Raw genomic sequence first — 23,923 nt, forward strand, 5'->3', positions numbered from 1 at the left:
TTTCGGGGTAAGTGAAGGGTGTGGCCCTTCCCCCTGACTTCACTCTGCTGCAGGTCGTCCCGGAGCTGGAAACCGGCGGCGCTGAGCAGACCACCATCGACGTCGCCCGCGCGGTGATCGCCGGCGGCGGCCGCGCCTTCGTCGCCACCCGCGGCGGGCGGATGACGGCGCGGCTGGAAGCCGACGGCGGGCGTCTGGCCCAGATGGCGGTGCAGTCGAAGAACCCGCTGGTGATGCTGGGCAACGCCGCGCGGCTGGTGGACCTGATCCGCTCGGAAAACGTGAGCCTGGTTCACGCCAGGTCCCGCGCGCCGGCCTTCGCGGCCCTTTGGGCAGCGCGGACGACGGGCACGCCATTCGTCGCCACCTATCACGGGGTCTACAAGGCCCAGAGCGGCCTGAAGCGCTGGTACAACGCGGTCATGACCCGCGGCGACCTGGTGATCGCCAACTCCGACTATACCCGCAGCCACGTTCTGGCCGAACATGCCGTTGACCCCGACAAGGTGATCGCCATTCCGCGCGGCGTGGACCTGGACCGGTTCAACCCCGCGTGGGTGACGCCGGACCGGATGGCGGCGCTGCGCGAGGCCTGGGGGATCGACATCGCCGACCGCCGCACGCGTTTCCTGCTGGCCGGGCGGCTGACCCGCCTCAAGGGCCACCTGACGATCATCGAGGCCGCCGCGCGGCTGGCCGCCCAGGGCCGCGACGACTTCCTGATCCTCTTCGCCGGCGACGATCAGGGCCGCACCGAATATCGCGAGGAGCTGATCGCGGCGATCACCGCAGCCGGGCTCGACAAGCAGATCCGGTTGGTCGGACACTGTGATGACATGCCCGCCGCGTTCCTGCTGGCCGATGTCGCGCTGCTGCCCACCACCGTCCCCGAAAGCTTCGGCCGCACCGCCGTCGAACCGCAGGCCATGGGCCGCGTGGTGATCGCCTCCAACCATGGCGGCACGACCGAGACGGTGGTCGACGGGATCACCGGCTGGCTGGTCCCACCGGAGAACGCCGCGGCCTGGGCGACCGCCATGGCTCGGGCCATCGACTTAGGCGCCGGCGAGCGCGCCAAGATGGGCGAGACCGGCATGAACCGGACCCGTCAGCTCTACCGGGTCGATGTGATGTGCGCCGCGACGCTCGCCGCCTACGAGCGCGTGCTGGAGGCGCGGCGCCAGCCGCACGAGGCCGCCTGATGGCCCGGCGCGAGGTTCAGAAGATTCTGGTGATCAAGCTTTCCGCGCTGGGCGATTTCGTCCTGGCGCTGGCCGCGATGAAGAAGATCCGGCAGGCCCATCCCAAGGCGCACATCACGCTGCTGACCACCCCGCCCTTCGAGGCCCTGGCCAAGGCCTCGCCCTACTTCAACGCGGTGTGGACCGACGGCCGGCCCGAGGGGTTCGCCCAGTGGATCGCGCTGCGCAAACGCCTGCGCGACGCCCATTTCAACCGGGTCTACGATCTGCAGACCTCCGGCCATTCCAACCGCATCTTCCAGGTCATGCGGCCCCATCCGCCGGCGTGGTCGGGCGTCGCCTTCGGGGCGTCGCTGCCGCACAGCAATCCCCTGCGCAACGGCATGCACACTCTGGAGCGCCAGGCCGACCAACTGATGTACGCCGGCATCTGGCCGGACGCGCCGACCGAGCCTGGGACCGCGCCCGCGCCGGACCTGGCCTGGGTGCTGGCGGGCGGCGCCGGGGCGCGGCCGCCGGCGGCGGGCGTGAGGCCCAAGCCCTACGCCATGTTCGTGCCCGGCGGCTCGGCGCACCGCCCGGAGAAGCGCTGGCCGGTGGAGAAATACGGCGAGCTGGCCCGCATCCTCTACGCGCGCGGCCTGGACATCGTGGTGATCGGCGGACCGCAGGAGGCGGCGCTCGCCCAGGCGATCCAGCGCCAGGCGCCCGGCACGCGCGACCTGACCGGCCGCACCGACTTCGCCTCCATCGCCATCCTGGGCGCCAAGGCGGCTCTGGCGGTCGGCAACGACACCGGGCCGCTGCACCTGGCGGCCGCGGCCGGGGCGCCGACGGTGGTGCTGTTCTCCAGCGCGTCGGACCCTGAGCTATCGGCGCCGCGCGGCAAGGTGGCGGTGCTGCAGGCGCCGAAATTGGCCGAACTGCCTGTGGCGAAAGTGGCGCAGGCGGCGGCCTCTCTGCTGCCCTCCGGCCGGGGCGCGGCTTGATAGCGCAGAGGCGCTAAATCATATAGGTTGTGTCGGCCGGAGCCCGTTCGCGTGCGCCGGTGTTTGTGTTGAAACAACCTTAGGAGCCTCGCCTATTCGCCGTCCCATGAACGCCCCTCCCGTCAAGGACGGGCTGCGCATCAATGATGAAATCCGCGTCCCCAAGGTTCTGCTCATCGATCAGAACGGCGAGAAGCAGGGTGTGATGCCCACATCTTCCGCCATGGAGGCCGCCGAGGAGGCGGGCCTCGATCTGGTCGAGATCGTCCCCAACGCGGATCCGCCCGTTTGTAAGATCCTGGACTACGGCAAGTTCAAATTCCAGGAGCAGAAGAAGAAGAACGAGGCGCGGAAGCGGCAAAAGGTTCAGGAAATCAAGGAGATCAAACTCCGCCCCAATATCGATATCCACGACTATGAAGTGAAGCAGCGCTCGATGAACCGCTTCTTCGAGGAGGGCGACAAGGTGAAGGTCACCCTGCGCTTCCGCGGTCGTGAACTGGCCCACCCCGAGCTCGGCATGAAGCTGCTGCAACGGGTGCGCGCGGATTTCGAGCCCATCGCCAAGTGCGAGTACGAACCGCGCATGGAGGGCCGCCAGATGATCATGATCCTGGCCCCTCGGTGAGCCGGGCAAACCTGAAGATCCCGGGAGCGGTCGCCGTCACGGCGGCCGCTCTCGCGTTTTCGGCCCATGGCCAGTCGATCGAGTCCGGCCACGAGCCCTTCGCACCGTTCAAGATCGGCGAGGGGCTCTATTATGTCGGGGCCTCGGACTACACGTCCTTTCTGATCGTCACCAAGGCCGGCCTGATCGTCATCGACGGCGGCGACGCGCCGGTGGGCCATCAGGTGCTGCAGAACATCCGCACCCTGGGGTTCGACCCTAAGAACATCAGAATCCTGCTCAACACCCACGAGCACTTCGACCACGCCGCGGGCCTGGCGGAGATCAAGCGCGCCGCCGCGCCGGACGTGAAGTTCTACGCCAGCGCCGCGGACGGGGCGATCGTCGCCGCCGGCGGCCACGGCGACCCGTTCCTCAAGGGCGACCGCTTCTACTACGAGGCGGTGAAGCCGGACGTGACGGTGAAGGACGGCGACAAGGTCAGCCTGGGCGGCTGGACGCTGACCGCCCACATCACCGGCGGCCACACCGCGGGCTGCACCACCTGGACCTTCCCGGTCACCGTGGCCGGCAAGGTGCGCCAGGCGCTGGACCTCTGCTCGGCCTCGGTGCTGCCCGGCTACAAGCTCGGCAAGACCGAGACCTATCCGGGCCAGACCGAGGACTACCGCAAGAGCTTCGCCTTCTGGCGCAGCGCACCGTGCGAGGTGTTCATCGCCAGCCACGGCTCGTTCTTCAACATGAAGGCGAAGAAGGCGGCGCTGGACGCCGGCAAGGCCGACGCCTTCGTCGATCCCGCCGGCTGCCGCAACTTCGTCGACCGCTCCGACGCCCACTTCCGCGAAGAGCTGAAAAAGCAGAACCCGTAAGCGCGCGCACTGTGGCCCGGCGCCAACGCGGGGCCACGATCGGCCGAAGCGCGCGCCACCAGCCTTGCCGTTGCAACACGCCAGGCTTACCAACCCGCCCATGTCCGACACTGCGCCGCGGGAGGCGTCGACGCCGTCCCAGTGGGCCGCGCCGTCGCTGATCGCCGTCATCTTCATCAACATGCTGGGCTTCGGGATCATCGTCCCGTTGCTGCCCTTCTATGCCAAGTCGATGCACGCGGCGCCGTGGCAGATCGCGCTGATCTTCTCGGCCTACGCCATGGGCGGCTTCTTCGGCGAGCCCTTCTGGGGGCGGCTGTCGGACCGCTATGGGCGAAAGCCGCTCTTGATCTCGACCATCACCGGCAACTGCCTCTGCTACCTGGCGCTGGCGTTCGCGCCGAATGTGGCGGCGGCGTTCGTGATCCGGTTCCTGGGCGGGCTGATGAGCGGCAATGGCGCGGTGATCCAGGGCTATATCGCCGACGTCACGCCGCCGGAGCGGCGCGCGCGGATGCTGTCGCGGCAGGGCGCGGCCTGGAACGTCGGCATGATCGTGGGCCCCGCGGTCGGCGGCGCCTTCGCTCACACCGACATGGGGCCGATCGGCTTCCGGATTCCGCTGTTCATCGCCGCGGCGCTGTCGGCCGTGGCGGTGACGGGCATCATCCTCTTCATCCGCGAGAGCAAAATCCGCGACCAGTCGATCAGCCATCGGCCCAGCCGCTGGGCCGCCATCGGCGAGGCAGTGAGCAATCCGGTGATCGGACGGCTGATGCTGCTAACCTTCCTGGTGGGTTTCGCCTTCACGGGCATCGAGTCGACCTTCGGCCTCTGGGGCCTGGCGCGGTTTGGCTGGGGCCCGCGCCAGATCAGCGTCTGTTTCGCCGCCGTAGGCCTGGTCGCCGCCCTCACCCAGTTCTTCATCACCGGCCCGCTGTCGGAGCGGTTCGGCGAGGGCCGCATGCTGGCCATCGGCATGGGCGTCAATGCGCTGGGTTCGGTGCTGCAACCGTTCTCCACGGGCCTCGTCATGACCACCGCCCTGATGTGCGTCACCGCCATCGGCCAGTCGGTGGCCTGGCCCAATGTAGGCGCCCTGATCTCGCGCACCGCCGACCCGCATCGGCAGGGCCAGATCCTCGGCCTCAACAACGCCTCGGGCGCCTTCGCACGGTTCGTGGGGCCGCTGTCGGCCGGCCTGACCTTCGCCAACATCAGCATCAATGCGCCCTTTATCCAGGGGGCGCTGATCGTAGCGCCGGCGATCCTCCTGGCGCTCAGCGCCGCGCGCCGGGCGCCGCCGCGCACAGTGCAGGGCCATGTCGGCTGGGAGGCCGAGGGATGAGCGCGATCACGCCCGAGGCCGCCGCCGAGCGCCGGGCGCTGATCGTCCTGCTGACGGTGATCTATCTGATGATCGCCGGCTTCGGCCTGGTGATCCCCCTGCTGCCGTTCTTCGCCAAGGCGTTCAACGCCCCGGCCTGGCAGGTCACCCTGATGTTCTCGGCCTTCTCCTTCGGCCAGTTCCTGGGCGAGCCGTTCTGGGGCCGGCTGTCGGACCGGATCGGGCGCAAGCCGGTGTTGATCGTCACCATCGCCGCGGTGGCGGTGAGCTATGCCGCCCTGGCCTTCGCGCCCAACATCTGGGCGGCCTTCGCGATCCGCTTCATGACCGGCATCTTCGCCGGCAACATCTCGACCCTGCAAGGCGCGATGGCCGACATCACCCCGCCGGAGAAGCGCGCCGCGCGGATGGGGATCATGGGCGCGGCCTTCAGCGCCGGCTTCACCACCGGCCCGGCGATCGGCGGCCTGCTGGCCCAGCCCAGCCGCGGCGCGCTGGGCTTCCAGTTGCCCCTACTGGTGGCCGCGGGTTTCGCGGTGGCTTCGGCCTTGGCGGTGGTGGTCTTCGTGCGCGAGAGCCGGCCCGAAGCTTCGTCGCATCGGCCGCACCGGCCGCGGATCGAAGGTCTGAAGGAGGCCTGGGCGCACGACGTCATCAGCCGCATCCTGGCGATCAGCTTCATCGTCGTTGTGGGCTTCGCCGGCATCGAGGCGACCTACGGCCTCTGGACCCAGGCTCGCTTCGGCTGGGGTCCCCGGCAGATCGGCCTGGCCTTCATGGGCATCGGCCTCCTGGGCGCCTTCTGCCAGGGCTGGCTGTCGGGCCGCCTCGTGCGCCGCTACGGCGAGCCCAGGACGCTGACCGGCGGGTTGGTGCTGATGGGGTTTGGCCTGGTGGTGCAGTGGCTCTCGCCGATCTGGCCAGTGGCCATGGCAGGCTTCGCCCTGGTCTGCATCGGCCAGTCGATCTGCTTCCCGAACCTGACCGCCCTGATCTCGCAGGCCGCACCGCCCGACCGGCAGGGCGAGATGCTGGGCCTCAATATGAGCGGCATGGCGTTGGCCCGCATCGGCGGCCCGGTTCTGGCGGGCGAGCTCTTTTCGCTGAGCATCGGCGCGCCGTTCGCCGTGGCGGCGCTGCTGATCCTGCCAGGGCTCTGGTTCGCAGCGCAGGTGCGCCAGCGGGTGCATAACGTCGCGTGACGCGCGGCGGAGAGGAGAACTTGGCCATGCCCGATCAACCCTCGCTCGTCCTCTACGGCTTCTGGCGCTCCATGGCGGCCTATCGGGTCCGGGTGGCCCTGGCCCTGAAGGGCGTCGCCGTGCGCGAGCTCGCCATCGACCTCGACGCCGGCGAGCAGTTCGCACCGGACTTCCTGGCCGTGAACCCGGAAGGGGCCGTGCCGGCCCTGATCGAGCCCGGCCAGGCGCCGCTCACCCAGTCGATGGCCATCCTGGAATATCTTGAGGAACGCTATCCGCAACCGGCGCTGCTGCCCGCCGACCTGCGCGGCCGCGCCCGCGTGCGCTCGCTGGCCGCTCTGGTCGTCAGCGACACCCACCCGCTGATCGTGCCGCGGGTGCGGACCTACCTGGCGGCCGAGGCAGGGCTCGGCGAGGCAGCCGTGCACGCGTGGAGCACCCACTGGGTGGCCCGCGGCCTGGCCGCCATGGAAACCCGGCTGGCCGGCGCCTCAGCGACCGGCGCTTTCTGCCACGGCGACAGCGTCACCTTCGCCGACATCTGCCTGGGCAATCTTGGGATCGCCGCCCGCAACCTGCGGATCGACCTTGCGCAGACGCCCACGGTCGCGCGGATCATCGAACGCTGCGACGCCCTGGAAGCGTTCGCCAATGCCCACCCGAGCCGCCAACTCGGCGCGCCCGGCTGATCGAGGCCGCCGCGCGCCGACCCTTGCTTTCGCGAGGTCTTTCGTCTATCAGCCCCACCCTTCGGAGCCGCCTGGCCCATGGCATGCCAGGGCGGCTCATCAATACGCCAGAGGACGGGGCTTCATCGCTCCGCAGTGAAATGCCGAAACTGAAGACGAAGTCAGGCGCTAAGAAGCGCTTCAAACTCACTGCGTCCGGGAAGATCAAGGCCGGTGTGGCTGGCAAGCGCCACCGCCTGCTCTCCCACAACGCCAAGTACATCCGTCAGAACCGTGGCACGAAGGTGATGAGCGCGTCCGACGCGAAGACCATCAAGATCTTCCTGCCCTACGGTCTCAGCTAAGGAGCGCTGACAGATGGCACGCGTGAAAAGGGGCGTCACCGCCCACGCCAAGCACAAGAAGGTTCTCGAGCAGGCCAAGGGCTTCTACGGGCGCCGCAAGAACACCATCCGCACCGCCAAGGCGGCCGTGGACAAGGCCGGCCAGTACGCCTACCGCGACCGCAAGGTCCGCAAGCGTCAGTTCCGCTCGCTGTGGATCCAACGGATCAACGCCGCGGCCCGCGAAGAGGGCATGACCTACGCCCGATTTATCCACGGTCTTGATCGGGCCGGGATCGAAATGGACCGCAAGGTCCTCGCGGATATCGCGGGCAGCGACCCAGCCGCTTTCAAGGCCATCGCAGAGAAGGTTCGCGCCGCGCTGGCTTGAGGCTGAGGGTCGTCTAGACCTCGAAGCATTCCAAAGCCCTTCGGCCGAACAGCCGGAGGGCTTTTTGCTGCCCTCTTCTCCCCATGAAGACCGCAGGGTAGGACACCCGTCACATGACCGATCTGACCAAACTCGAGGCCGAACTTTCGGCAGCTGTCGCCGCCGCGTCCGACGTGGCGGCGCTGGAAGCCGTGCGCGTCGCCGCGCTCGGCAAGTCCGGCTCCATTTCCGAGCTGCTCAAGACCCTGGGCTCGATGAGCCCGGACGAACGCCGCGAGCGGGGCCCCTTGATCAACGGCCTGCGCGACCGCATCGCCGGCGCCATCGCCGCGCGCAAAGCCGAGCTGGAGGCCGGAGAGCTGGACGCCAAGCTGGCCGCCGAGCGCGTCGACCTGACCCTGCCGCCGCCGCCGGAACGCCGCGGGCGCGTGCATCCGACCATGCAGGTTCAGGACGAGATGATCGCCATCTTCGCCGAGATGGGTTTTGGCCTGGCGGAAGGCCCCGACATCGAGGACGACTTCCACAACTTCACGGCCCTCAATTTCCCGCCCAAGCACCCGGCGCGGGAGATGCACGACACCTTCTGGCTGCCGGAGGACGAGAAGGGCGAGCGCAAGGTGCTGCGCACCCACACCAGCCCCGTGCAGATCCGCACCATGCAGCAGGGCCAGAACGACAGGCTGCCGTCCTGGATCGCCACCAGCCAGACGCCGCCGATCCGCATCGTCGTGCCCGGCCGCACCTACCGCTCGGACTCGGACGCCACCCATACGCCGATGTTCCACCAAATGGAGGGCCTGGTGATCGATAAGGCCATCCACATGGGCCACCTGAAGTGGACCCTGGAGACCTTCATCGCCCGGTTCTTCGAGACGCCCCTGGTGGAGACCCGCTTCCGGCCACACCACTTCCCCTTCACCGAACCGTCGGCGGAGATGGACGTGCGCTGCGATCGCTCCGGCGGCGACATCAAGATCGGCCAGGGCGATGACTGGCTGGAGGTGGTCGGCTGCGGGATGGTGCATCCCAATGTGCTGCGCAACTGCGGCCTCGACCCCGACATCTGGCAGGGCTTCGCCTTCGGCTTCGGCATCGACCGGTTGGGGATGCTGAAGTACGGCATGCCCGACCTGCGCGACATGTTCGCATCGGACGTGCGCTGGCTGGAGCACTACGGCTTCTCGGCCTTCGCCGCGCCCAATCCCGCCACCGGCCTGAGCTGAGGAGAGCGCCATGAAGTTCACGCTCTCCTGGCTCAAGGAGCATCTGGAAACCGACGCCACGGTCGATCAGGTCGTCGACGCTATGACCATGGCCGGCCTGGAGGTCGAGCACGTGGAAAACCCAGCGGCGAGGCTGGCCGCCTTTACGGTGGCCAAGGTCGTCGAGGCCGTGCAGCACCCCAACGCCGACCGCCTGCGCGTCTGCCAGGTCGACACGGTCGACGGTCGTAAGGAGATCGTCTGCGGCGCGCCCAACGCTCGGGCCGGCCTGACGACCATCTACGCCCCGCTCGGCGCCTACGTGCCCGGCTCCGGCATCACGCTTGAGGCGCGGCCGGTGCGCGGGGTGGTCTCCAACGGTATGCTTTGCTCGGGCCGCGAACTGGAGATCGATTCCGAGGCGGACGGCATCGTCGAACTGCCGAACAGCCTGGAAGTCGGCCTGCCCGCCGCCGACGCCTTCGGCCTGGAAGCCGTGATCGACTTCGAGGTCACGCCCAACCGGCCCGACTGGCTGGGCGTCGTGGGCGTCGCCCGGGACCTGGCGGCGGCCGGCCTGGGCCAGCTGAAGGACACCTCGGTCGCGCCCGTGCCCGGCAAGGGCCCGACCACGATCGAGATCCGCGTCGACGGCGACGCCTGCCCAATCTTCGCCGGGCGGCTGATCAGGGGCGTCAAGAACGGCCCCTCGCCCGCCTGGCTGCAGCGCAAGCTGACGGCGGTGGGCCTGCGCCCCATCTCGGCGCTGGTCGATATCACCAACCTGATGTCCTACGACCGCTGCCGGCCGCTGCACGTCTATGACGCCGCCAAGCTCAGTGGCGGCTTCATCGAAGCGCGCCTGGGCCGGGAGGGCGAAAAACTCGAGGCCCTCGACGGCAGGACCTACGAAGCCGGCCCTGAGGTCTGCGTCATCGCAGACGGCTCCGGCGCCGTGGGCCTGGGCGGCGTCATGGGCGGCGAGAGCACCAAGGTCAGCGAGACTACTGCCGACGTCTTCGTGGAAAGCGCCTATTTCGACCCGATCCGCACGGCCCAGACCGGCCGCACGCTCGGGATCACGTCCGACGCCCAGTACCGTTTCGCCCGCGGGGTCGACACCGGCTTCGTGGTCGACGGCCTGGAGATGGCCACGCGGCTGATCCTCGACCTCTGCGGCGGCGAGCCCTGCGACGTCCGCGTCGCCGGCCACGCGCCCGCTCCGCCGGCGGCCTTCGAGTTCGACCATGGCTATGTGAAGAAGCTGTCGGGCCTCGATGTGGCCAGCACGCGGATCGACGCCATCCTGACGGCCCTCGGCTTCGCGGTGCGCGGCGAGATGGTGACGCCGCCAACGTGGCGGCGCGACGTGGACGGCAAGGCCGACCTGGTGGAGGAAGTGGCCCGGATCGAGGGCTTCGGCGCCCTGCCCGCCGAGCCCCTGCCCGAGATGCCGCGCCCGGCCGGCGGCGTGCTGACCGTACGCCAGGCGCGCATGCGCAACGCGCGACGCGCCATGGCCGCGCGCGGCTACGAAGAAGCCGTCACCTGGAGCTTCATGCGCACCGCCTGGGCGCGGATGTTCGGCGGCGGCGATCCGAAACTGGTGCTGACCAACCCGATCGCCTCGGACCTCGACTGCATGCGTCCGTCGATCCTGCCGAACCTGATCGAGGCCGCGGCCCGGAACGCGCGCCGGGGTTTCGCGGACGCCGCGCTGTTCGAGGTCGGCCCGACTTTCAAGGGCGACCAGCCGGGCGACCAGCTGACCGTCGTCGCGGCCCTGGTGGCCCCGCACCCGGCGCGCAGCTGGGCGGGCGACAAATCCGATCCTTTGTTCGCGCTGAAGGCCGACCTGATGGCTCTGCTGGAGGAGATGGGCGCGCCCAGCCTGCAGATCGTGCAGGGCCAGGCCTCGCCGTGGTGGCATCCAGGCCGTTCCGCACGTCTGCAGCTCGGGCCCAAGAACGTCGTCGCCGAGTTCGGCGAGCTGCACCCGCGGGTGCTGAAGGACCTCGACGCCGAAGGGCCGATGCTGGCGTTCGAACTGGACCTGGGCGCCATCCCGGAACCGAAGAAGAAGGCCACCAAGACTAAGGCTGCCCTGACGCTCTCGCCGCTCATGCCGCTCAGCCGCGACTTCGCCTTCCTGGTGGACGAGGCGACGCCGGCTGGCGAGCTGGTGCGGCCGATCCTGGGCGCCGACAAGGCCCTGATCGCCGAGGCTCGCGTCTTCGATGTCTACCAGGGCAAGGGCGTACCGGAAGGCCAGAAGTCCGTCGCTGTCGAGGTCACCGTCCAGCCGACGGAAAAGACGCTCGCGGACCCGGAGATCGAGGCCCTGTCGGCCCGCATCGTCATGGCGGCGGAAAAGGCCCTGGGCGCGAAGCTCAGGAGCTGAGCTTCCGCCCTAGACCCTGTCCCGGCCGACTTGAATGAAGTCAGCCGGGAAAGAACAGGGTCGTCGTCCATATCTGGAGCCCTTCTTGTCCACTCAGGTTGATCCAACCTGAGTGGGAAGGGCTCTAGAACGGGATGATGCTGCGTTTGCGGGTGTAGGCCAGGTAGCCGACGTTGGCGCCCAGGCGGAAGCCGACGCCGGCGCGGATCGGCGCCAGGATGATGTCGTTGGCGCGCTGGTAGTTCACGCCGAGGCCGCCGACAAAATAGGCCGAGCCCTCGACGCCCGGGAACCGCTGGAAGATGTCGCGCGGGTCTTCAAGCATGTAGCACAGGGTGAACACGCGGCTGGCGTTGCCGCCGAAGTCCCAGCCCACCGACGGGCCCTGCCAGAAGACCTCCATCGGCTGGCGGCCCTTCATATAGAGCAGGCCGCGGCCGTAGCGCGCGCCGACGGCGATGGCGCCGGAGCCTTCTTCACCGGCGATATAGGCGGTGGGCCGGCCGTTCTTCTTGAAGATCCGCTCCACCGCGCCGCCGGCCGATTCCGCCGTAACGCCCATGAAATCTGAGACCGAGTGGACGATCTCATCCTCGGAATAGGTCGACTGCTGTACGGCCGGCGTTCCCGAGGTGTCCGTGGGACCTGCCGTCGGATAGCTGGGCGTGGAATTGGGCGGCGGCGGCGCCTGAGGCGGCGGCTGGGCCTGCGCCAGCTGGTCGTCGATCGACGTCGGCGAGGCGGCGGCCACGTCGCGCTTGCGGGCCGGCGGCAGCATGATCGGCTCGGCGTTCGCCAGCCGCGCGGCCCCCAGGGTCATCAGCCCCGAAACGATAAGGGTTCGACGGTCCATGGGCGCAAAGTCCTCCTCAGGTCATAGATTTCGAATCCGCCCAAGAGTCGTGATGGATTGTGTCGCCTTAACGCCCGATTAACCGTGTTTGGCGAACTCGCCGGGGCGTCTCTCTCGCGGAGGCGAAGGAATGTGCTAGACGCGGGCGCAACATGACCACCCCGCTTTCCCAAATCCGCAATTTCTCCATCGTGGCGCACATCGACCACGGCAAGTCGACGCTCTCCGACCGTCTGATCCAGGAGACCGGCGCGCTGACCCAGCGCGAGATGACCGAGCAGGTGCTCGACAACATGGAGATCGAGCGCGAGCGCGGGATCACCATCAAGGCCCAGACCGTGCGCCTCTCCTACAAGGCCGACGACGGGCAGACCTATGTCCTGAACCTGATGGACACGCCCGGGCACGTGGACTTCGCCTACGAGGTGTCGCGGTCGCTGGCCGCCTGCGAAGGCTCGATCCTGGTGGTGGACGCCAGCCAGGGCGTCGAGGCCCAGACGCTGGCCAACGTCTACCAGGCCATCGACAACAACCACGAGATCATCCCGGTCCTGAACAAGATCGACCTGCCGGCCGCCGAGCCCGAGCGGATCCGCCAGCAGATCGAGGACGTCATCGGCCTCGACGCCTCGAACGCCGTCCTGACCTCGGCCAAGACCGGCGCCGGCATCCACGAACTGCTGGAAGCCATCGTCCACCGCCTCCCGGCGCCCAAGGGCGATGCGGCCGCGCCGCTGAAGGCCTTGCTGGTCGACGCCTGGTACGACGCCTACCTGGGCGTGGTGGTGCTGGTGCGGGTGATCGACGGCTCGCTGCGCAAGGGCCAGCGGGTGCAGATGATGCAGCAGGGCTCGACGCACCTGATCGATCGGATCGGGGTGTTCAACCCCAAGCGCACCGAGGTGGACGAGCTGGGCCCCGGCGAGATCGGCTTCATCACCGCCCAGATCAAGGAAGTGGCCCAGGCCGCGGTCGGCGACACCATCACCGACGAGAAACGCCCCGCCGCCACCGCCCTGCCCGGCTTCCGTGACGTGCAGCCGGTGGTCTTCTGCGGCCTGTTCCCCGTCGACGCCGCCGACTTCGAGGACCTGCGCGCCGCCATCGGGCGCCTGCGCTTGAACGACGCCTCGTTCAGCTATGAGATGGAGACCTCGGCGGCGCTGGGCTTTGGCTTCCGCTGCGGATTCCTGGGCCTCCTGCATCTGGAGATCATCCAGGAGCGTCTCAGCCGCGAGTTCGACCTCGACCTGATCGCGACGGCGCCCAGCGTCATCTACAAGATCGGCCTGAACGACGGCACGGAAGTCGAGCTGCACAACCCCGCCGACATGCCCGATCCGGTGAAGATCGCCACCATCGCCGAGCCGTGGATCAAGGCCACCATCCTGACCCCGGATGAGTACCTCGGCAGCGTGATCAAGCTCTGCCAGGATCGCCGCGGGTCGCAGCGCGAGCTTTCCTACGTCGGCTCCCGCGCCCTGGTGGTCTACGACCTGCCGCTGAACGAGGTGGTGTTCGACTTCTACGACCGACTGAAATCGGTTTCGAAGGGCTACGCCTCCTTTGACTACGCCATCGAGGACTATCGGGTCGGCAACCTGGTGAAGATGACCATCCTGGTGAATTCCGAGCCGGTGGACGCGCTCTCCATGTTGGTCCACGCTGACCGCGCCGAGGCGCGCGGCCGCGGCATGGTGGAGAAGATGAAGGACCTGATCAGCCCGCACATGTTCCAGATCCCGATCCAGGCGGCGATCGGCGGGCGGATCATCGCGCGCGAGACGGTCCGGGCGCTACGCAAGGACGTCACCGCGAAGTGCTATGGCGGCGACATGAGCCGCAAGCGCAAGCTCCTGGACAAGCAGAAGGCCGGCAAGAAGCGCATGCGCCAGTTCGGCAAGGTGGAGATCCCGCAGGAAGCCTTCATCGCCGCCCTGAAGATGGACGCCGACTAGCATGGCCCAGCCGCGCCGCCTGCCGATCCTCGCCGCCGCCCTGGCCATGGCGGCCGGCGCTGCCGGCGCCCAGCCGACACCAGGCGTGGTCCCCATACCGATCCCCGCGATCTACGACATGGAGACCTTGCGGACGGGGCCGCTGCCGGACGAGTTCGTGAAGCAGTTGGGACCGCTGCACACCCTGCCGGATGTGGAAAACTTCCTGAAGGCGAACCGCGTCGCTTTCGCCTGGTCGCGCAGCCAGGTCAGGTCAACGGGCCTACCTCCCGACTTTGTCCGGCAGATCGACGCCCTGCCGCCGCACGAGGTTTTCGTCACAGCCCAGGGCGCCGGCTGGCTTATGGGCGTCGTGTTGGCCAAGCACTGAGGCGCGGCGGAACCCGCCACCACAATCCTACGACCATCGCGAACAGCGCCAGGTAGATCGCCGCGAACACCCAGATCGGCAGGGGCCAGTAGATCGCCCGATCGACCCAGCGCTGGATCAGCGGCGGAGCCGACGCGGCGCCGGTGAGCCGGTCTTGCCAGATCGTCAGGAAACAGGCCCGGCCGAGCGCCGCCTGCAGCGCCACCGCCGCCCATGACGCGACGTGCAGGGCCCGCCACCACCGCACACGCACCCACCGCCAATCCAGCGCCGCGCCCAGCGGGATGGCGATCAGGCCCAGCCCGTTGAAGGCGATGACCAGCAGATGGACGGCCAGGATCATCTGGCCGAGGGCTCCGGAACTCATGGCGGCGAGTGTGTCCCGCCTCCTGTCGCCGGAGAAGGGACGCCTGCCGGCAGATTCCTCCCTATTGCCGAAGCCCCCGCTCAGTGGGCGGTCTGCGAGTGGAGACCGCCGTGTCGGGAGATGTGGCTCAGGGCGTCGGCGGCGCGCCCGGCCTGGCCGTTCGCCGCCAGATCGCCGAGGGACACGATGCCGACGAGCCGCTTGGCGCGGTTCAGCACCGGCAACCGGCGCACCTGGAGCTCGCCCATGTTGCGCAGGACCTCGTCAATCTCCTGGTCGTCAAAGCAATACTTAACCTCCGAGTTCATCACGTCGCCGACCTTGGCGTTCGGCCCCATGCCCGCGGCCACCGCGCGGATGGCGATGTCGCGGTCGGTGATCACGCCGACCAGCCGATCATTCTCGCCCACCGGCAAGATACCGGCGTCGAGCTTCGCCATGGCCTTCGCCGCGCCACCGATGGTTTCGTTGGGGTCGACGATCTGAACCTCGCGCGTCATGCACTCACTGACTTTCATCGCAACCTCCTGGGTGTGGTTCCCCGACTCAAGACGTCTTCCGGCCGCCGCATAGGCGGCCATCGTGGGATTCGACAGGTCCCCAAGCGCCTGTCCCGCGGCCTGCGCCCAACCCAGGCGGGCCTGGGCTTGCTGGGCGCATAGGGACAGCGCGCCGGCCGTCATCTCCGTCGCCGCCTGGCTGAACGCGAGGGCGCCCTCCTGCGCCGACGCCAGGAACGCGGCATAACAGCGAAACGGCATGAGAGCCGCGTCCGCCGGCGCATCGAAACGACCACTGTCAGTAGGCATCCGCCTGTCTCCTCCTGATGAGCAGGAATTCGATCGTGATAGGGGCGGAGCTTTGCCTCACAGCGATCGCGTCCTGCCGATTTTCGGGTTCCGGACCGGAGACGCCTTCCCCGGTCCGCCCTATCAACCACTGACGGCCGCTCGAAGTTCGCCGCGCCGACGGAAAAGACGACAGGTCGGCCACGCTTCAGACAGCGCCGGACAAGCCGGGAGCTTGACTGTCGCCCGATCAGCGGCGAAATGCCTGCCCATTCGGAGGGGAATTCGATGCGTAACCTGATCGTTCTGTTCGCTGCCGCTTCGGCCCTGCTGGTGGCCAGCTGCAATACCGTGTCCGGCGTCGGCAAGGACGTCTCGGCCGCCGGCCACGCGGTCACCAGGACCGCTGACGACGCCAAGCACTAGGCGTTCGGGCCTTCGCGGCCCAAAACTCACGAACGCGGCGAAAAAAGAACGCTCGCGGCGGTGCGACGGATCGCCCGCCAGGGTTTCTTTATGCCTGCACTAGGCCCATATCGGCCGGCATGGCAGAGATCGTTTATCCACTGCGGCGCTCGGTGTTCCGGGGCCTGTCGGGCCACTGCCCGGCCTGCGGCAAGGGCGCGTTGTTCTGGAAGTACCTGAAGGTCAACGGCCGTTGCGAGGTCTGTGACACCGACCTGGCTCGCTACCCGGCGGACGACGGCCCGGCCTATGTCACCATCCTGCTGATCGGCCACTTGGTGGTGGCCCCGATGCTGTTCTTCTCCGTCGTCTGGCGCTCGAACCCGGCCATCTCGCTACCGATCATCCTGGTCGCGCTCGCGGTTCTGACGCTGACCGTCCTGCCGCGGGTGAAGGGCGGGTGGATCGGACTGATGTATTCGCTCGGCGTGAAGGACACCGACGCCCACCTGCATACCGCCGATCTCGCAGACTAGTCCGCCGCCGGAACCTCCGCAGTAGCCGTCCGTTGGCGTGGCCTCGGACGTCACACGGAGGAGAGACGCGTGGGCCTTATCCTGATCATCATCCTGATCCTGCTGCTGGTCGGCGCCCTGCCGACCTGGGGTCATTCGCGCAGCTGGGGCTATTTCCCGAGCGGCGGCCTCGGCCTGATCCTGGTCATCATCATCGTTCTGGTGCTGCTCGGACGCATCTAGCTTCCGCGCACCCTGACGTAGCGATCAAACTCGCCTAGCATCCCTCGGAGCAATCGGGGGATGCATGGCTGAAGTCGCAGCGACGGTGGGCGCCACCGAGCGGATGTCGCCACTGCAGCGGATCAAGGCGATCCTCGGCGGCTCGGCCGGCAATCTGGTCGAGTGGTACGACTGGTTCGCCTATTCCTCGACCAGCCTCTATTTCGCCGCCCACTTCTTCCCGAAGGGCGACGCCGTCGCCCAGCAGCTGCAGACGGCAGCCATCTTCGCCGCCGGCTTCGTGGCGCGGCCGGCCGGCGCCTGGCTGATGGGGGTCTATGCTGACCGGGCCGGGCGGCGCGCGGCGCTGACGCTATCGGTGGCGCTGATGAGCCTGGGCTCCTTCGCCATCGCGGTCCTGCCGACCTTCGCCCAGATCGGGGTCCTGGCGCAGCTGGGCCTCCTGGCCGCGCGCCTGGTCCAGGGCCTGTCGCTCGGCGGCGAGTATGGGGCCAGCGCCACCTATATGTCGGAGATGGCCGGCCGCAAACACCGCGGCTTCTGGTCCTCGTTCCAGTACACCAGCCTGATCGGCGGCCAGGTGGCGGCGCTGTTGGTGCTGGTCATCCTGCAGCACGTGCTGTCGAAGGCCGACCTGGCAGCCTGGGGCTGGCGCATCCCCTTCGCGGTCGGCGGCCTGCTGGCGATCGTCGTCTTCTGGATCCGCACCGGCCTCGACGAGACCCGCGCCTATCTGAACGAGACGGCTTCCCGGGCTGAGCGCGGGCGCACCCTGACGCTGATCCGCCAGCACCCGCGCGAGTTCGCGATCGTGCTGGTCCTGACCGCTGCCGGCTCCTTGGCCTTCTACGCCTACACGACCTACATGCAGAAGTTCCTGGTCAACACCGCCGGCTTCTCCAAGGACACCGGCACGGCGATCATGGCCGCGGTGCTGGTGGTCTATATGCCGATCCAGCCCCTGGTCGGCTGGCTGTCCGACTTCGTGGGCCGCAGGACCACCATCGCGGTGGGCCTGGGCCTGGGCGCGCTGGCCACCTATCCGGTGATGACCGCCATCTCGCATTCGACCTCGGCATGGGCGGCGTTCGGCCTGATCATGATCCTGATCCTCTGCCACTCCGGCTATTCGGCGGTGAACGCGGTGGTGAAGGCCGAGCTGTTCCCGGCCCATGTGCGGGCGCTGGGCGTCTCCCTGCCCTATGCGCTGGCCAACGCCTTGTTCGGCGGCACGGCGGAATATGTCGCCGAGTGGCTGAAGCAGGCCAGGATCGAGAGCGGCTTCTACATCTACGTCGCCATCGTCATGATGGCCGGCGCCATAGCCGCGGCGCGGCTTCGCAACACCAACGTGACCAGCCTGATCGCCGATGATTGACCTTGGACCCATCGATCTTAGCCCGCTGAACATTGCCGCACTCGGCCTGTTCGGCGTCTGCTGGCTGTTCTACCAGCCCCTGCTGACCCTGCTGGGCCGCCGAGGCGGAGCGGTGATCAACACCGACCTGGCGGTGGTGCGCAGCGCCTGGATGCACAATATGGCCAAGCGCCAGAACCGCTTCATGGATGGCCAGCTGCTGGCCCAGACCCTGAGCTCGTCATCCTTCTTCGCCTCGTCGAACCTGATCCTGATCGCCGCCACGGCCGGTGTCCTGTTCGGCGGCCAGGCGAGCTTCCGCAACGTCTCCAGCCTTGCGGTGATCAAGACCTCCTCGCGGCTGTTGTTCGAACTTGAGCTGGCCCTGGTGGTGGTCACGCTCGCCCGGGGCCTGCTCGACTTCATCTGGGGCATCCGCCAGCTGAACTATGTCCTGGCCGCCATCGGCGCGACGCCCGAGCATGCCGACGACGACACGCACCATGCGTTCGGCGACGCGGCGGGCCGGCTGCTGAACCCGGCGCTGCATTCGGTGAACGCCGGCGTGCGCGGCTATTATTTCGCGCTCGCGGCCGCGGCTTGGCTGTTCGGCCCGATCCCGTTCATCGCCGCCACCCTGGGCGCGGTCGGCCTGCTCGTCTGGCGTCAGCGTCGCTCGCCCGCCGCCTACGCCATCGCCGACCTGCGCAAGCTGATCGAGAACTACTCACCGCCCGCGGGGGCGGCGTCCAGGACAGCTGTCGAATCCGAGCCAGGCGGCGCGTCTCTCCCGTGACGCGACCCTTCGCGTCGGCCAAGCTGGCCGCACTCCAAGAGGACGAGACCATGCAATATCTGCTGATCATTTACGGCGACGAGGCCCTGCGCGACCAGGCGGTCATGCAGGAGATCACCGCCGCCCACATGCGCCTGGGCGCGGAGCTGCAGGAGAGCGGCGCCATGGTCGGAGGCAACCGCCTGCGCTCCTCCGACACCGCCACCACCGTGCGCACCACCGGCGGCGTGCAGAGCCTGCACGACGGCCCCTACGCCGAGACCCGCGAGCAGCTGGGCGGCTACTATCTGGTCGAGGCGCCCGACCTCGACGCGGCCGTGGGCTGGGCCAAGAAAATCCCCGGCGGGCCGAACTACGCCGTCGAGGTGCGCCCGATCTGGCCGCTCGGCGAGGCCTAAGGGGCTGAGCCGTGCAGGCGGAGCGCATCCTGGACGAGGCCGTGCGCGAGGCGGGCGACCGCATCCGCGCGGCGCTCGCCATGCGCTTCCGCGACCTGGACATGGCCGAGGAGGCCTTCGCCTTCGCCAGTCTCAGGGCCGTGGAGACCTGGTCGCGCGACGGACCGCCGCGCGATCCGGCCGCCTGGCTTTATGCTGTGGGCCGCCGTCGGGCCTTCGACCTTGGCCGTCGGGCCAAGGTGCGCGCCGACGCGGTCCGCGACGCGCCGGAGCCGGAGCCCGACCCGGAGACCATCCTGATGGCGGCCTTCGAACCGATCCCAGACGAGCGGTTGCGGCTGATCTTCGTGTGCTGTCACCCCGCGCTCGCGCCCGAGGCTCGGATCGCGCTGACGTTGCGTACACTCTACGGCCTCTCCGTGGAACGGATCGCCCGTGCGTGGTTGACCACCGAGGTCGCCACGCTGCAGCGCCTGACGCGGGCCAAGCGCAAGATCCGCGACGCCGGCATCCGTTTCGAGATCCCCGGACCCGACGCCTGGCCCGAGCGGCTGGACGCCGTGCTGGCCACTCTGGAGATCGCCTACGCCCAGGCCTACGAGGACGCCGCCGGCGCGGGCGACGCCGCCGACCTCGCCGCCGAGACCCTGCGCCTTTCGGGCCTCTTGGCAGAGCTGGCGCCTGACGAGCCGGAGGTCCTGGGCCTGGCCGCCCTGATCCGCCTGACCGAGGCGCGCCGTCCCGCCCGGCTGGACGACGCCGGGGCCATGATCCCCCTCTCGGAACAGGACGTGCGCCTTTGGGACCGCCGCCTGATCGGCGAGGCCATGGCCCTGCTGCGCCGCGCCGCCGAACTGGCCCGCAGCGGCCCCTATCAGCTGATGGCCGCGATCCACGGCGTCCACGCCACGCGCCTGGAGACGGGTTTCACCGCCTGGGCCCATGTGGTGGCGCTCTACGACGCGCTGCTGACCGTGCGCCCCTCGCCGATCGCCGCCGTCAACCGCGCCGTCGCTCTGGCCGAAGCGCAGGGGCCCGACGCGGGCCTGGCCGCGCTCAGCGCCGTCGAAGGCCCGGAGCGCCTGGCGGGCTGGCTCCCCTATCAGGCCGCCCGCGCGGGCCTTTTCGCCAAGGCCGGCCGTGACGCCGAGGCGGCCGAAGCCCTGCGCGCGGCCCTGGCCCTGCAGCCTGCGCCCGCGGAGCGGCTCTTCCTGGTACGCCGGCTGGCTGAGTTGAGCGCTTAGCGCCTTTCCTTCGCGCGCGGCGCTTGGAATAAGGCTCCGTATGGACGGCGAACTCAGAGCCACGACTGCGCCCTTCCGCGACCCGCGCTACGCGCTGCGTCGGCTGGAGGTCGAGCACCGCGACGGCGGCGAAATGATGCTGACCAATCCCACGCCCTATTCGACGCGGTTCCAGACCATGACGGCGCCGCTGGTCCATTGGGCGGACGCGGCGCCAAATCGCGTGTGGCTGGCCGAGCGGTCGGGCGAGGGCTGGCGCATGGTGACCTTCGCCGAAGCGCATCAGCAGGTGATGGCGCTCGCGGGCGGCCTGAAGACCCTCGGCGTCGAAGGGCCGGGCCCGCTGCTGATCCTGGCGCACAATGGCGTCGAGCACGCCCTGATCGCCTACGCCGCCATGAGCCGGGGCGTGCCGATCGCGCCGGTCTCGCCGCAGTATGGGCTGAAGGGCGCCAACCCGGAGCGGCTGGCGCGGGCCTGCGAGGTGCTGAAGCCCTGCGCGGTCTACACCGACGACGCGGCCCTGTTCGCCGAGGGTCTGGCCGCGCCGCATCTGGCTGGCCTGCCAGTCATCGCCTCGCAGAACGCCCGCGCCGGCGACGCCGCCTTCGCCGACCTGGCGCGCGGGCCCGCCACGGCCGCGACCGCGACCCCCTCCGACACCGCCAAGTACCTGCTGACATCCGGCTCGACCGGCCACCCCAAGGCGGTGATCTGCAGCCACGCCAACGTAACGCTGAACTCCGCCCAGATCGCCGCCTGTTTCGACGACCCCGATCCGCCGGTGATGGTCAACTCCGCGCCCTGGAGCCACAGCCTCGGCGCCAACTCCATCCTGCACATGTCGCTCTATCGCGGCGGAAACCTCTACATTGACCACGGCCAACCGACAGCCGCGCGGTTCGGCGAGACGGTCAGGAACCTGCACGAGGTCTCGCCCACCTATCAGAACATGGTGCCGGCCGGCTGGATGCTGTTCGTCGACGAGTTGGAGAAGGACGAGGCTCTGGCGCGGCGGTTCTTCGAGCGCGTACGGGTGCTGCAGTACGGCGGCGCGGCGCTGGGCCAGGCGACCGCTGACCGCATCCAGGCGGTGGCCGTCCGCACCGTCGGCGAGAAGATCAGCTTCGCCTCCGGCTACGGCGCCACCGAGACCGGCCCGACGGCCTGCAACGTCCACTGGCCCAACGAGATCATGGGCCTGATCGGCCTGCCCGTCCCGGGGACGTCGGTGCGGCTGGTCCCCATGGCCGGCAAGCTCGATTTCCGGGTGAAGGGGCCGCAGATCACCGCCGGCTACCTCGGCCTGCCGGAGCGCTCGGCGGAGGCTTTCGACGACGAGGGCTTCTACATCCTGGGCGACGCGGCGCGACTGGTCGATCCGGCCGATCCGACGCAGGGGATGGTCTTCGACGGGCGCCTGTCAGAGAACTTCAAGCTGGCCAGCGGCACCTTCGTGGGCGTCGGCGATCTGCGCATCGGCGCGGTGGGCGCCATTGGCGGGGCAGTCACCGATGCGGTGGTCTGCGGCGAGGGCCAGGAGGCCGTGGGCCTGTTGCTCTACCCCAACCCGCAGCTGACGGCGGACGCCATCGCCGAGGCCGTGCGCGCAGGCCTCACCACCTTCAACGCCAAGGCCCGTGGCTCCGGCGGCCGGGTGGCCCGCGCCCTGGTCCTGCCCGACCCGCCGGACCCGGTCTCCGGCGAGATCACCGACAAGGGCTACATCGCCCAGGCCCTGGCCCGTCAAAGGCGCGCCGAGGCCATCGAGCGGCTGTTCGCCAATCCTCCCTCCTCCGACGTGATGGTGTTCTGATGAACGGCGCCGACGCCCTGCTCTCGACCCTGGTGGCCAATGAGGTCACCGCCTGCTTCGCCAATCCCGGCACCAGCGAGATGCAGTTCGTGGCGGCCCTGGACCGCAACCCGAACATGCGCCCGGTCCTCTGCCAGTTCGAGGGCGTGGCGACCGGCGCCGCCGACGGCTACGGTCGCATGGCCGGCAAGCCCGCCTGCACCCTGCTGCACCTGGGACCAGGCTACGGCAACGGGGTCGCCAACCTGCATAACGCGCGCCGCGCCTTCACCCCGATCGTCAACGTGATCGGCGACCACGCCACCTACCACCGCCAGTACGACGCGCCGCTCAACTCCGACATCGCCACCCTGGTGAAGCCCAACTCCCTGTGGGCCAGGTCGGCCGACAGCCCGGACACGGTCGCCAGCCTCGCCGCCGAAGCGGTGGCCGCCAGCTACGGTCCGCCGGGCGGCCCCGTCAGCCTGATCCTGCCGGCGGATAGCGCCTGGCTCCCCGCCGAGGGCGAGCCCGTGATCGCCCAGAAGGCGATGCGCCCGGCGCCGGCCGCGTCAACCGTCGAGGCCGCTGCGCGGGCCATCAAGGCGGCGAAGAACCCCGTCATCCTGATCGGCGGCCAGGCTTGCCTCGCCGCCGGCCTAAAGGAGGCTGCGCGCCTGCAGGCCACGGGCGTTACGATCTACAGCGACACCTTCATCGCCCGCACCTCGCGGGGGGCCGGCGCCTTCGCGCCCAAGCGCATGCAATACTTCGGCGAGATGGCCCTGGCCGAACTCGAGGGCGTCGACCTGATGGTCTACGCCGGGACCGCCATGCCGGTGGCCTTCTTCGCCTATCCGAACCGCCCCAGCGTCCTGGTCCCCGAGGGCTGCGAGACCCTGACTCTGGCCCAACGCAGCGAGGACGCCGTCGCCGGCCTAGCCGCCCTGGCCGACGCGCTCGGCGCGCCCAAGGCGGGGCCGGTCCAGTCGCTGGCGCTGCCCGACGCCGCGCCGACCGGTAAGCTCACAGCCTATGCCGTCGGAGCCTCGATCGCGCGGCACATGCCGGAGGGCGCGATCGTCTGCGATGACAGCGTCACCTCCGGGGCCGGCGTCGCCGCGGCCGCGGTCACCGCACGGCCGCACGAGGTTCTGGCGCTCACCGGCGGCGCGATCGGCGCCGGCCTGCCGCTGGCCATCGGCGCGGCCGTCGCCGCCCCCGACAGCAAGGTGCTGTCGCTCAACGGCGACGGGGCGGCGATGTACACGATCCAGGCGCTGTGGACGATGGCGCGGGAGAACCTCGACATCACCGTCGTGGTGTTCGCCAACTACACCTACCGCATCCTCAACATCGAGATGCAGCGCACCGGCGCCGGCGATGCCGGGCCGCAAGCACGCAAGCTACTGGACCTCGGCGATCCCAAGATCGACTTCGTCGCCCTGGCCGAGGGTCTGGGCTTGCCCGCCGTGCGCTGCGAGACGGCCGAAGCGTTCGAGGCGGCCATCGCCGCGGCCATGGCCCAACGCGGCCCGATGTTCATCGAAGCGGCGATCTAGCAGACAAAGAAAAAGGCCCGCGGCG

At 69.0% G+C, this 23,923-nt stretch carries 25 protein-coding genes; 22 read left to right on the plus strand and 3 right to left on the minus strand.

Going from position 1 to position 23,923, the window contains the following annotated elements; all coding sequences use genetic code 11:
* Nucleotides 1–20: 20 nt before the first annotated feature.
* From VHS75_RS16980 to pheT, 11 genes are all read left to right on the plus strand, one after another.
* A complete protein-coding gene (locus VHS75_RS16980; RefSeq protein WP_329639799.1) occupies nt 21–1,202 on the plus strand; it encodes a glycosyltransferase family 4 protein in 1,182 nt (393 codons plus the stop codon).
* The gene (locus tag VHS75_RS16985) at nt 1,202–2,191 is read left to right on the plus strand and encodes a glycosyltransferase family 9 protein (RefSeq protein WP_329639800.1); all 990 of its coding nucleotides are present in this window, start codon (nt 1,202–1,204) and stop codon (nt 2,189–2,191) included. Before VHS75_RS16980 ends, VHS75_RS16985 begins: the two co-directional genes overlap by 1 nt.
* A 106-nt stretch (nt 2,192–2,297) precedes the next feature.
* Nucleotides 2,298–2,819, plus strand: coding sequence for a translation initiation factor IF-3 (gene infC, locus VHS75_RS16990; RefSeq protein WP_324358005.1), 522 nt, complete (start codon nt 2,298–2,300; stop codon nt 2,817–2,819).
* On the plus strand, nt 2,816–3,688 hold the full coding sequence (gene bla / locus VHS75_RS16995; protein ID WP_329639801.1) for a subclass B3 metallo-beta-lactamase: 873 nt from the start codon (nt 2,816–2,818) through the stop codon (nt 3,686–3,688). Before infC ends, bla begins: the two co-directional genes overlap by 4 nt.
* 100 nt (nt 3,689–3,788) lie before the next feature.
* A complete protein-coding gene (locus tag VHS75_RS17000; RefSeq protein WP_329639802.1) occupies nt 3,789–5,036 on the plus strand; it encodes an MFS transporter in 1,248 nt (415 codons plus the stop codon).
* Nucleotides 5,033–6,238, plus strand: coding sequence for an MFS transporter (locus VHS75_RS17005; RefSeq protein WP_329639803.1), 1,206 nt, complete (start codon nt 5,033–5,035; stop codon nt 6,236–6,238). The genes VHS75_RS17000 and VHS75_RS17005 overlap by 4 nt, the downstream gene beginning before the upstream one ends.
* A 26-nt stretch (nt 6,239–6,264) precedes the next feature.
* Complete coding sequence (gene maiA, locus VHS75_RS17010) at nt 6,265–6,927, plus strand: maleylacetoacetate isomerase (protein ID WP_329639804.1); 663 nt, start codon at nt 6,265–6,267, stop codon at nt 6,925–6,927.
* Between the two features lie 140 nt (nt 6,928–7,067).
* A complete protein-coding gene (rpmI, locus tag VHS75_RS17015) occupies nt 7,068–7,271 on the plus strand; it encodes a 50S ribosomal protein L35 (RefSeq protein WP_293368644.1) in 204 nt (67 codons plus the stop codon).
* Nucleotides 7,272–7,284: 13 nt separating this feature from the next.
* Nucleotides 7,285–7,641 carry a 50S ribosomal protein L20 gene (rplT, locus tag VHS75_RS17020; protein WP_329639805.1) on the plus strand — a complete coding sequence of 119 codons (357 nt, stop codon included), beginning with the start codon at nt 7,285–7,287 and terminating at the stop codon, nt 7,639–7,641.
* 113 nt (nt 7,642–7,754) lie between these two features.
* A complete protein-coding gene (gene pheS / locus VHS75_RS17025) occupies nt 7,755–8,867 on the plus strand; it encodes a phenylalanine--tRNA ligase subunit alpha (protein WP_329639806.1) in 1,113 nt (370 codons plus the stop codon).
* A gap of 10 nt (nt 8,868–8,877) precedes the next feature.
* Entirely contained in the window at nt 8,878–11,247 is a 2,370-nt protein-coding gene (pheT, locus tag VHS75_RS17030) for a phenylalanine--tRNA ligase subunit beta (RefSeq protein ID WP_329639807.1), read from the plus strand.
* A 124-nt stretch (nt 11,248–11,371) separates the two neighbouring features.
* Here pheT and VHS75_RS17035 read toward each other — a convergent pair whose 3' ends face one another.
* A complete protein-coding gene (locus tag VHS75_RS17035) occupies nt 11,372–12,100 on the minus strand; it encodes a DUF1134 domain-containing protein (protein WP_329639808.1) in 729 nt (242 codons plus the stop codon).
* Nucleotides 12,101–12,252: 152 nt separating this feature from the next.
* On the opposite strand from VHS75_RS17035, the gene lepA reads away from it, so the two are divergent.
* Both lepA and VHS75_RS17045 read left to right on the plus strand, forming a co-directional pair.
* Nucleotides 12,253–14,058: a translation elongation factor 4 gene (gene lepA, locus VHS75_RS17040; protein ID WP_329639809.1), complete on the plus strand. Its 1,806-nt coding sequence runs from the start codon at nt 12,253–12,255 to the stop codon at nt 14,056–14,058.
* Between the two features lies 1 nt (nt 14,059).
* Nucleotides 14,060–14,428, plus strand: coding sequence for a hypothetical protein (locus VHS75_RS17045; protein ID WP_329639810.1), 369 nt, complete (start codon nt 14,060–14,062; stop codon nt 14,426–14,428).
* Here the strand turns inward: VHS75_RS17045 and VHS75_RS17050 are convergent.
* Nucleotides 14,400–14,795, minus strand: a complete 396-nt coding sequence (locus VHS75_RS17050; RefSeq protein WP_329639811.1) for a DUF2784 domain-containing protein — start codon at nt 14,793–14,795, stop codon at nt 14,400–14,402. The two genes, VHS75_RS17045 and VHS75_RS17050, sit on opposite strands and share 29 nt — an antisense overlap.
* 80 nt (nt 14,796–14,875) lie before the next feature.
* The gene (locus VHS75_RS17055) at nt 14,876–15,478 is read right to left on the minus strand and encodes a CBS domain-containing protein (protein ID WP_329639812.1); all 603 of its coding nucleotides are present in this window, start codon (nt 15,476–15,478) and stop codon (nt 14,876–14,878) included.
* A gap of 393 nt (nt 15,479–15,871) precedes the next feature.
* Between VHS75_RS17055 and VHS75_RS17060 the strand changes: the two genes are divergently transcribed.
* From VHS75_RS17060 to VHS75_RS17100, 9 genes are all read left to right on the plus strand, one after another.
* Nucleotides 15,872–16,009, plus strand: coding sequence for an entericidin A/B family lipoprotein (locus tag VHS75_RS17060; protein WP_329639813.1), 138 nt, complete (start codon nt 15,872–15,874; stop codon nt 16,007–16,009).
* 119 nt (nt 16,010–16,128) lie between these two features.
* Nucleotides 16,129–16,524 carry a DUF983 domain-containing protein gene (locus VHS75_RS17065; RefSeq protein ID WP_329639814.1) on the plus strand — a complete coding sequence of 132 codons (396 nt, stop codon included), beginning with the start codon at nt 16,129–16,131 and terminating at the stop codon, nt 16,522–16,524.
* Between the two features lie 69 nt (nt 16,525–16,593).
* Nucleotides 16,594–16,746: a DUF3309 family protein gene (locus tag VHS75_RS17070; protein ID WP_329639815.1), complete on the plus strand. Its 153-nt coding sequence runs from the start codon at nt 16,594–16,596 to the stop codon at nt 16,744–16,746.
* A gap of 64 nt (nt 16,747–16,810) precedes the next feature.
* Complete coding sequence (locus VHS75_RS17075) at nt 16,811–18,124, plus strand: MFS transporter (protein WP_329639816.1); 1,314 nt, start codon at nt 16,811–16,813, stop codon at nt 18,122–18,124.
* The gene (locus VHS75_RS17080; RefSeq protein ID WP_329639817.1) at nt 18,117–18,899 is read left to right on the plus strand and encodes a DUF599 domain-containing protein; all 783 of its coding nucleotides are present in this window, start codon (nt 18,117–18,119) and stop codon (nt 18,897–18,899) included. The genes VHS75_RS17075 and VHS75_RS17080 overlap by 8 nt, the downstream gene beginning before the upstream one ends.
* Nucleotides 18,896–19,297 (plus strand): YciI family protein, encoded by a 402-nt coding sequence (locus VHS75_RS17085; protein WP_329639818.1) that lies wholly within the window; start codon nt 18,896–18,898, stop codon nt 19,295–19,297. The genes VHS75_RS17080 and VHS75_RS17085 overlap by 4 nt, the downstream gene beginning before the upstream one ends.
* A gap of 11 nt (nt 19,298–19,308) precedes the next feature.
* Nucleotides 19,309–20,541 carry an RNA polymerase sigma factor gene (locus VHS75_RS17090; RefSeq protein ID WP_329639819.1) on the plus strand — a complete coding sequence of 411 codons (1,233 nt, stop codon included), beginning with the start codon at nt 19,309–19,311 and terminating at the stop codon, nt 20,539–20,541.
* A 40-nt stretch (nt 20,542–20,581) separates the two neighbouring features.
* On the plus strand, nt 20,582–22,357 hold the full coding sequence (locus tag VHS75_RS17095; RefSeq protein WP_329639820.1) for a feruloyl-CoA synthase: 1,776 nt from the start codon (nt 20,582–20,584) through the stop codon (nt 22,355–22,357).
* The gene (locus VHS75_RS17100; RefSeq protein ID WP_329639821.1) at nt 22,357–23,898 is read left to right on the plus strand and encodes an acetolactate synthase large subunit; all 1,542 of its coding nucleotides are present in this window, start codon (nt 22,357–22,359) and stop codon (nt 23,896–23,898) included. The genes VHS75_RS17095 and VHS75_RS17100 overlap by 1 nt, the downstream gene beginning before the upstream one ends.
* Nucleotides 23,899–23,923 lie beyond the last annotated feature (25 nt).

This window comes from Phenylobacterium sp., from assembly GCF_036264965.1.
Taxonomy (GTDB): domain Bacteria; phylum Pseudomonadota; class Alphaproteobacteria; order Caulobacterales; family Caulobacteraceae; genus Phenylobacterium.

Excerpts from the sequence above, each read along its gene's own strand:
- VHS75_RS16985 (WP_329639800.1), top strand. The coding sequence starts at position 1,202 with ATGGCCCGGCGCGAGGTTCAGAAGATTCTGGTGATCAAGCTTTCCGCG.
- infC (WP_324358005.1), top strand. The coding sequence starts at position 2,298 with ATGAACGCCCCTCCCGTCAAGGACGGGCTGCGCATCAATGATGAAATC.
- VHS75_RS17000 (WP_329639802.1), top strand. The coding sequence starts at position 3,789 with ATGTCCGACACTGCGCCGCGGGAGGCGTCGACGCCGTCCCAGTGGGCC.
- VHS75_RS17005 (WP_329639803.1), top strand. The coding sequence starts at position 5,033 with ATGAGCGCGATCACGCCCGAGGCCGCCGCCGAGCGCCGGGCGCTGATC.
- maiA (WP_329639804.1), top strand. The coding sequence starts at position 6,265 with ATGCCCGATCAACCCTCGCTCGTCCTCTACGGCTTCTGGCGCTCCATG.
- rpmI (WP_293368644.1), top strand. The coding sequence starts at position 7,068 with ATGCCGAAACTGAAGACGAAGTCAGGCGCTAAGAAGCGCTTCAAACTC.
- rplT (WP_329639805.1), top strand. The coding sequence starts at position 7,285 with ATGGCACGCGTGAAAAGGGGCGTCACCGCCCACGCCAAGCACAAGAAG.
- pheS (WP_329639806.1), top strand. The coding sequence starts at position 7,755 with ATGACCGATCTGACCAAACTCGAGGCCGAACTTTCGGCAGCTGTCGCC.
- pheT (WP_329639807.1), top strand. The coding sequence starts at position 8,878 with ATGAAGTTCACGCTCTCCTGGCTCAAGGAGCATCTGGAAACCGACGCC.
- VHS75_RS17035 (WP_329639808.1), bottom strand. The coding sequence starts at position 12,100 with ATGGACCGTCGAACCCTTATCGTTTCGGGGCTGATGACCCTGGGGGCC.
- lepA (WP_329639809.1), top strand. The coding sequence starts at position 12,253 with ATGACCACCCCGCTTTCCCAAATCCGCAATTTCTCCATCGTGGCGCAC.
- VHS75_RS17045 (WP_329639810.1), top strand. The coding sequence starts at position 14,060 with ATGGCCCAGCCGCGCCGCCTGCCGATCCTCGCCGCCGCCCTGGCCATG.
- VHS75_RS17050 (WP_329639811.1), bottom strand. The coding sequence starts at position 14,795 with ATGAGTTCCGGAGCCCTCGGCCAGATGATCCTGGCCGTCCATCTGCTG.
- VHS75_RS17055 (WP_329639812.1), bottom strand. The coding sequence starts at position 15,478 with ATGACGGCCGGCGCGCTGTCCCTATGCGCCCAGCAAGCCCAGGCCCGC.
- VHS75_RS17060 (WP_329639813.1), top strand. The coding sequence starts at position 15,872 with ATGCGTAACCTGATCGTTCTGTTCGCTGCCGCTTCGGCCCTGCTGGTG.
- VHS75_RS17065 (WP_329639814.1), top strand. The coding sequence starts at position 16,129 with ATGGCAGAGATCGTTTATCCACTGCGGCGCTCGGTGTTCCGGGGCCTG.
- VHS75_RS17075 (WP_329639816.1), top strand. The coding sequence starts at position 16,811 with ATGGCTGAAGTCGCAGCGACGGTGGGCGCCACCGAGCGGATGTCGCCA.
- VHS75_RS17080 (WP_329639817.1), top strand. The coding sequence starts at position 18,117 with ATGATTGACCTTGGACCCATCGATCTTAGCCCGCTGAACATTGCCGCA.
- VHS75_RS17095 (WP_329639820.1), top strand. The coding sequence starts at position 20,582 with ATGGACGGCGAACTCAGAGCCACGACTGCGCCCTTCCGCGACCCGCGC.
- VHS75_RS17100 (WP_329639821.1), top strand. The coding sequence starts at position 22,357 with ATGAACGGCGCCGACGCCCTGCTCTCGACCCTGGTGGCCAATGAGGTC.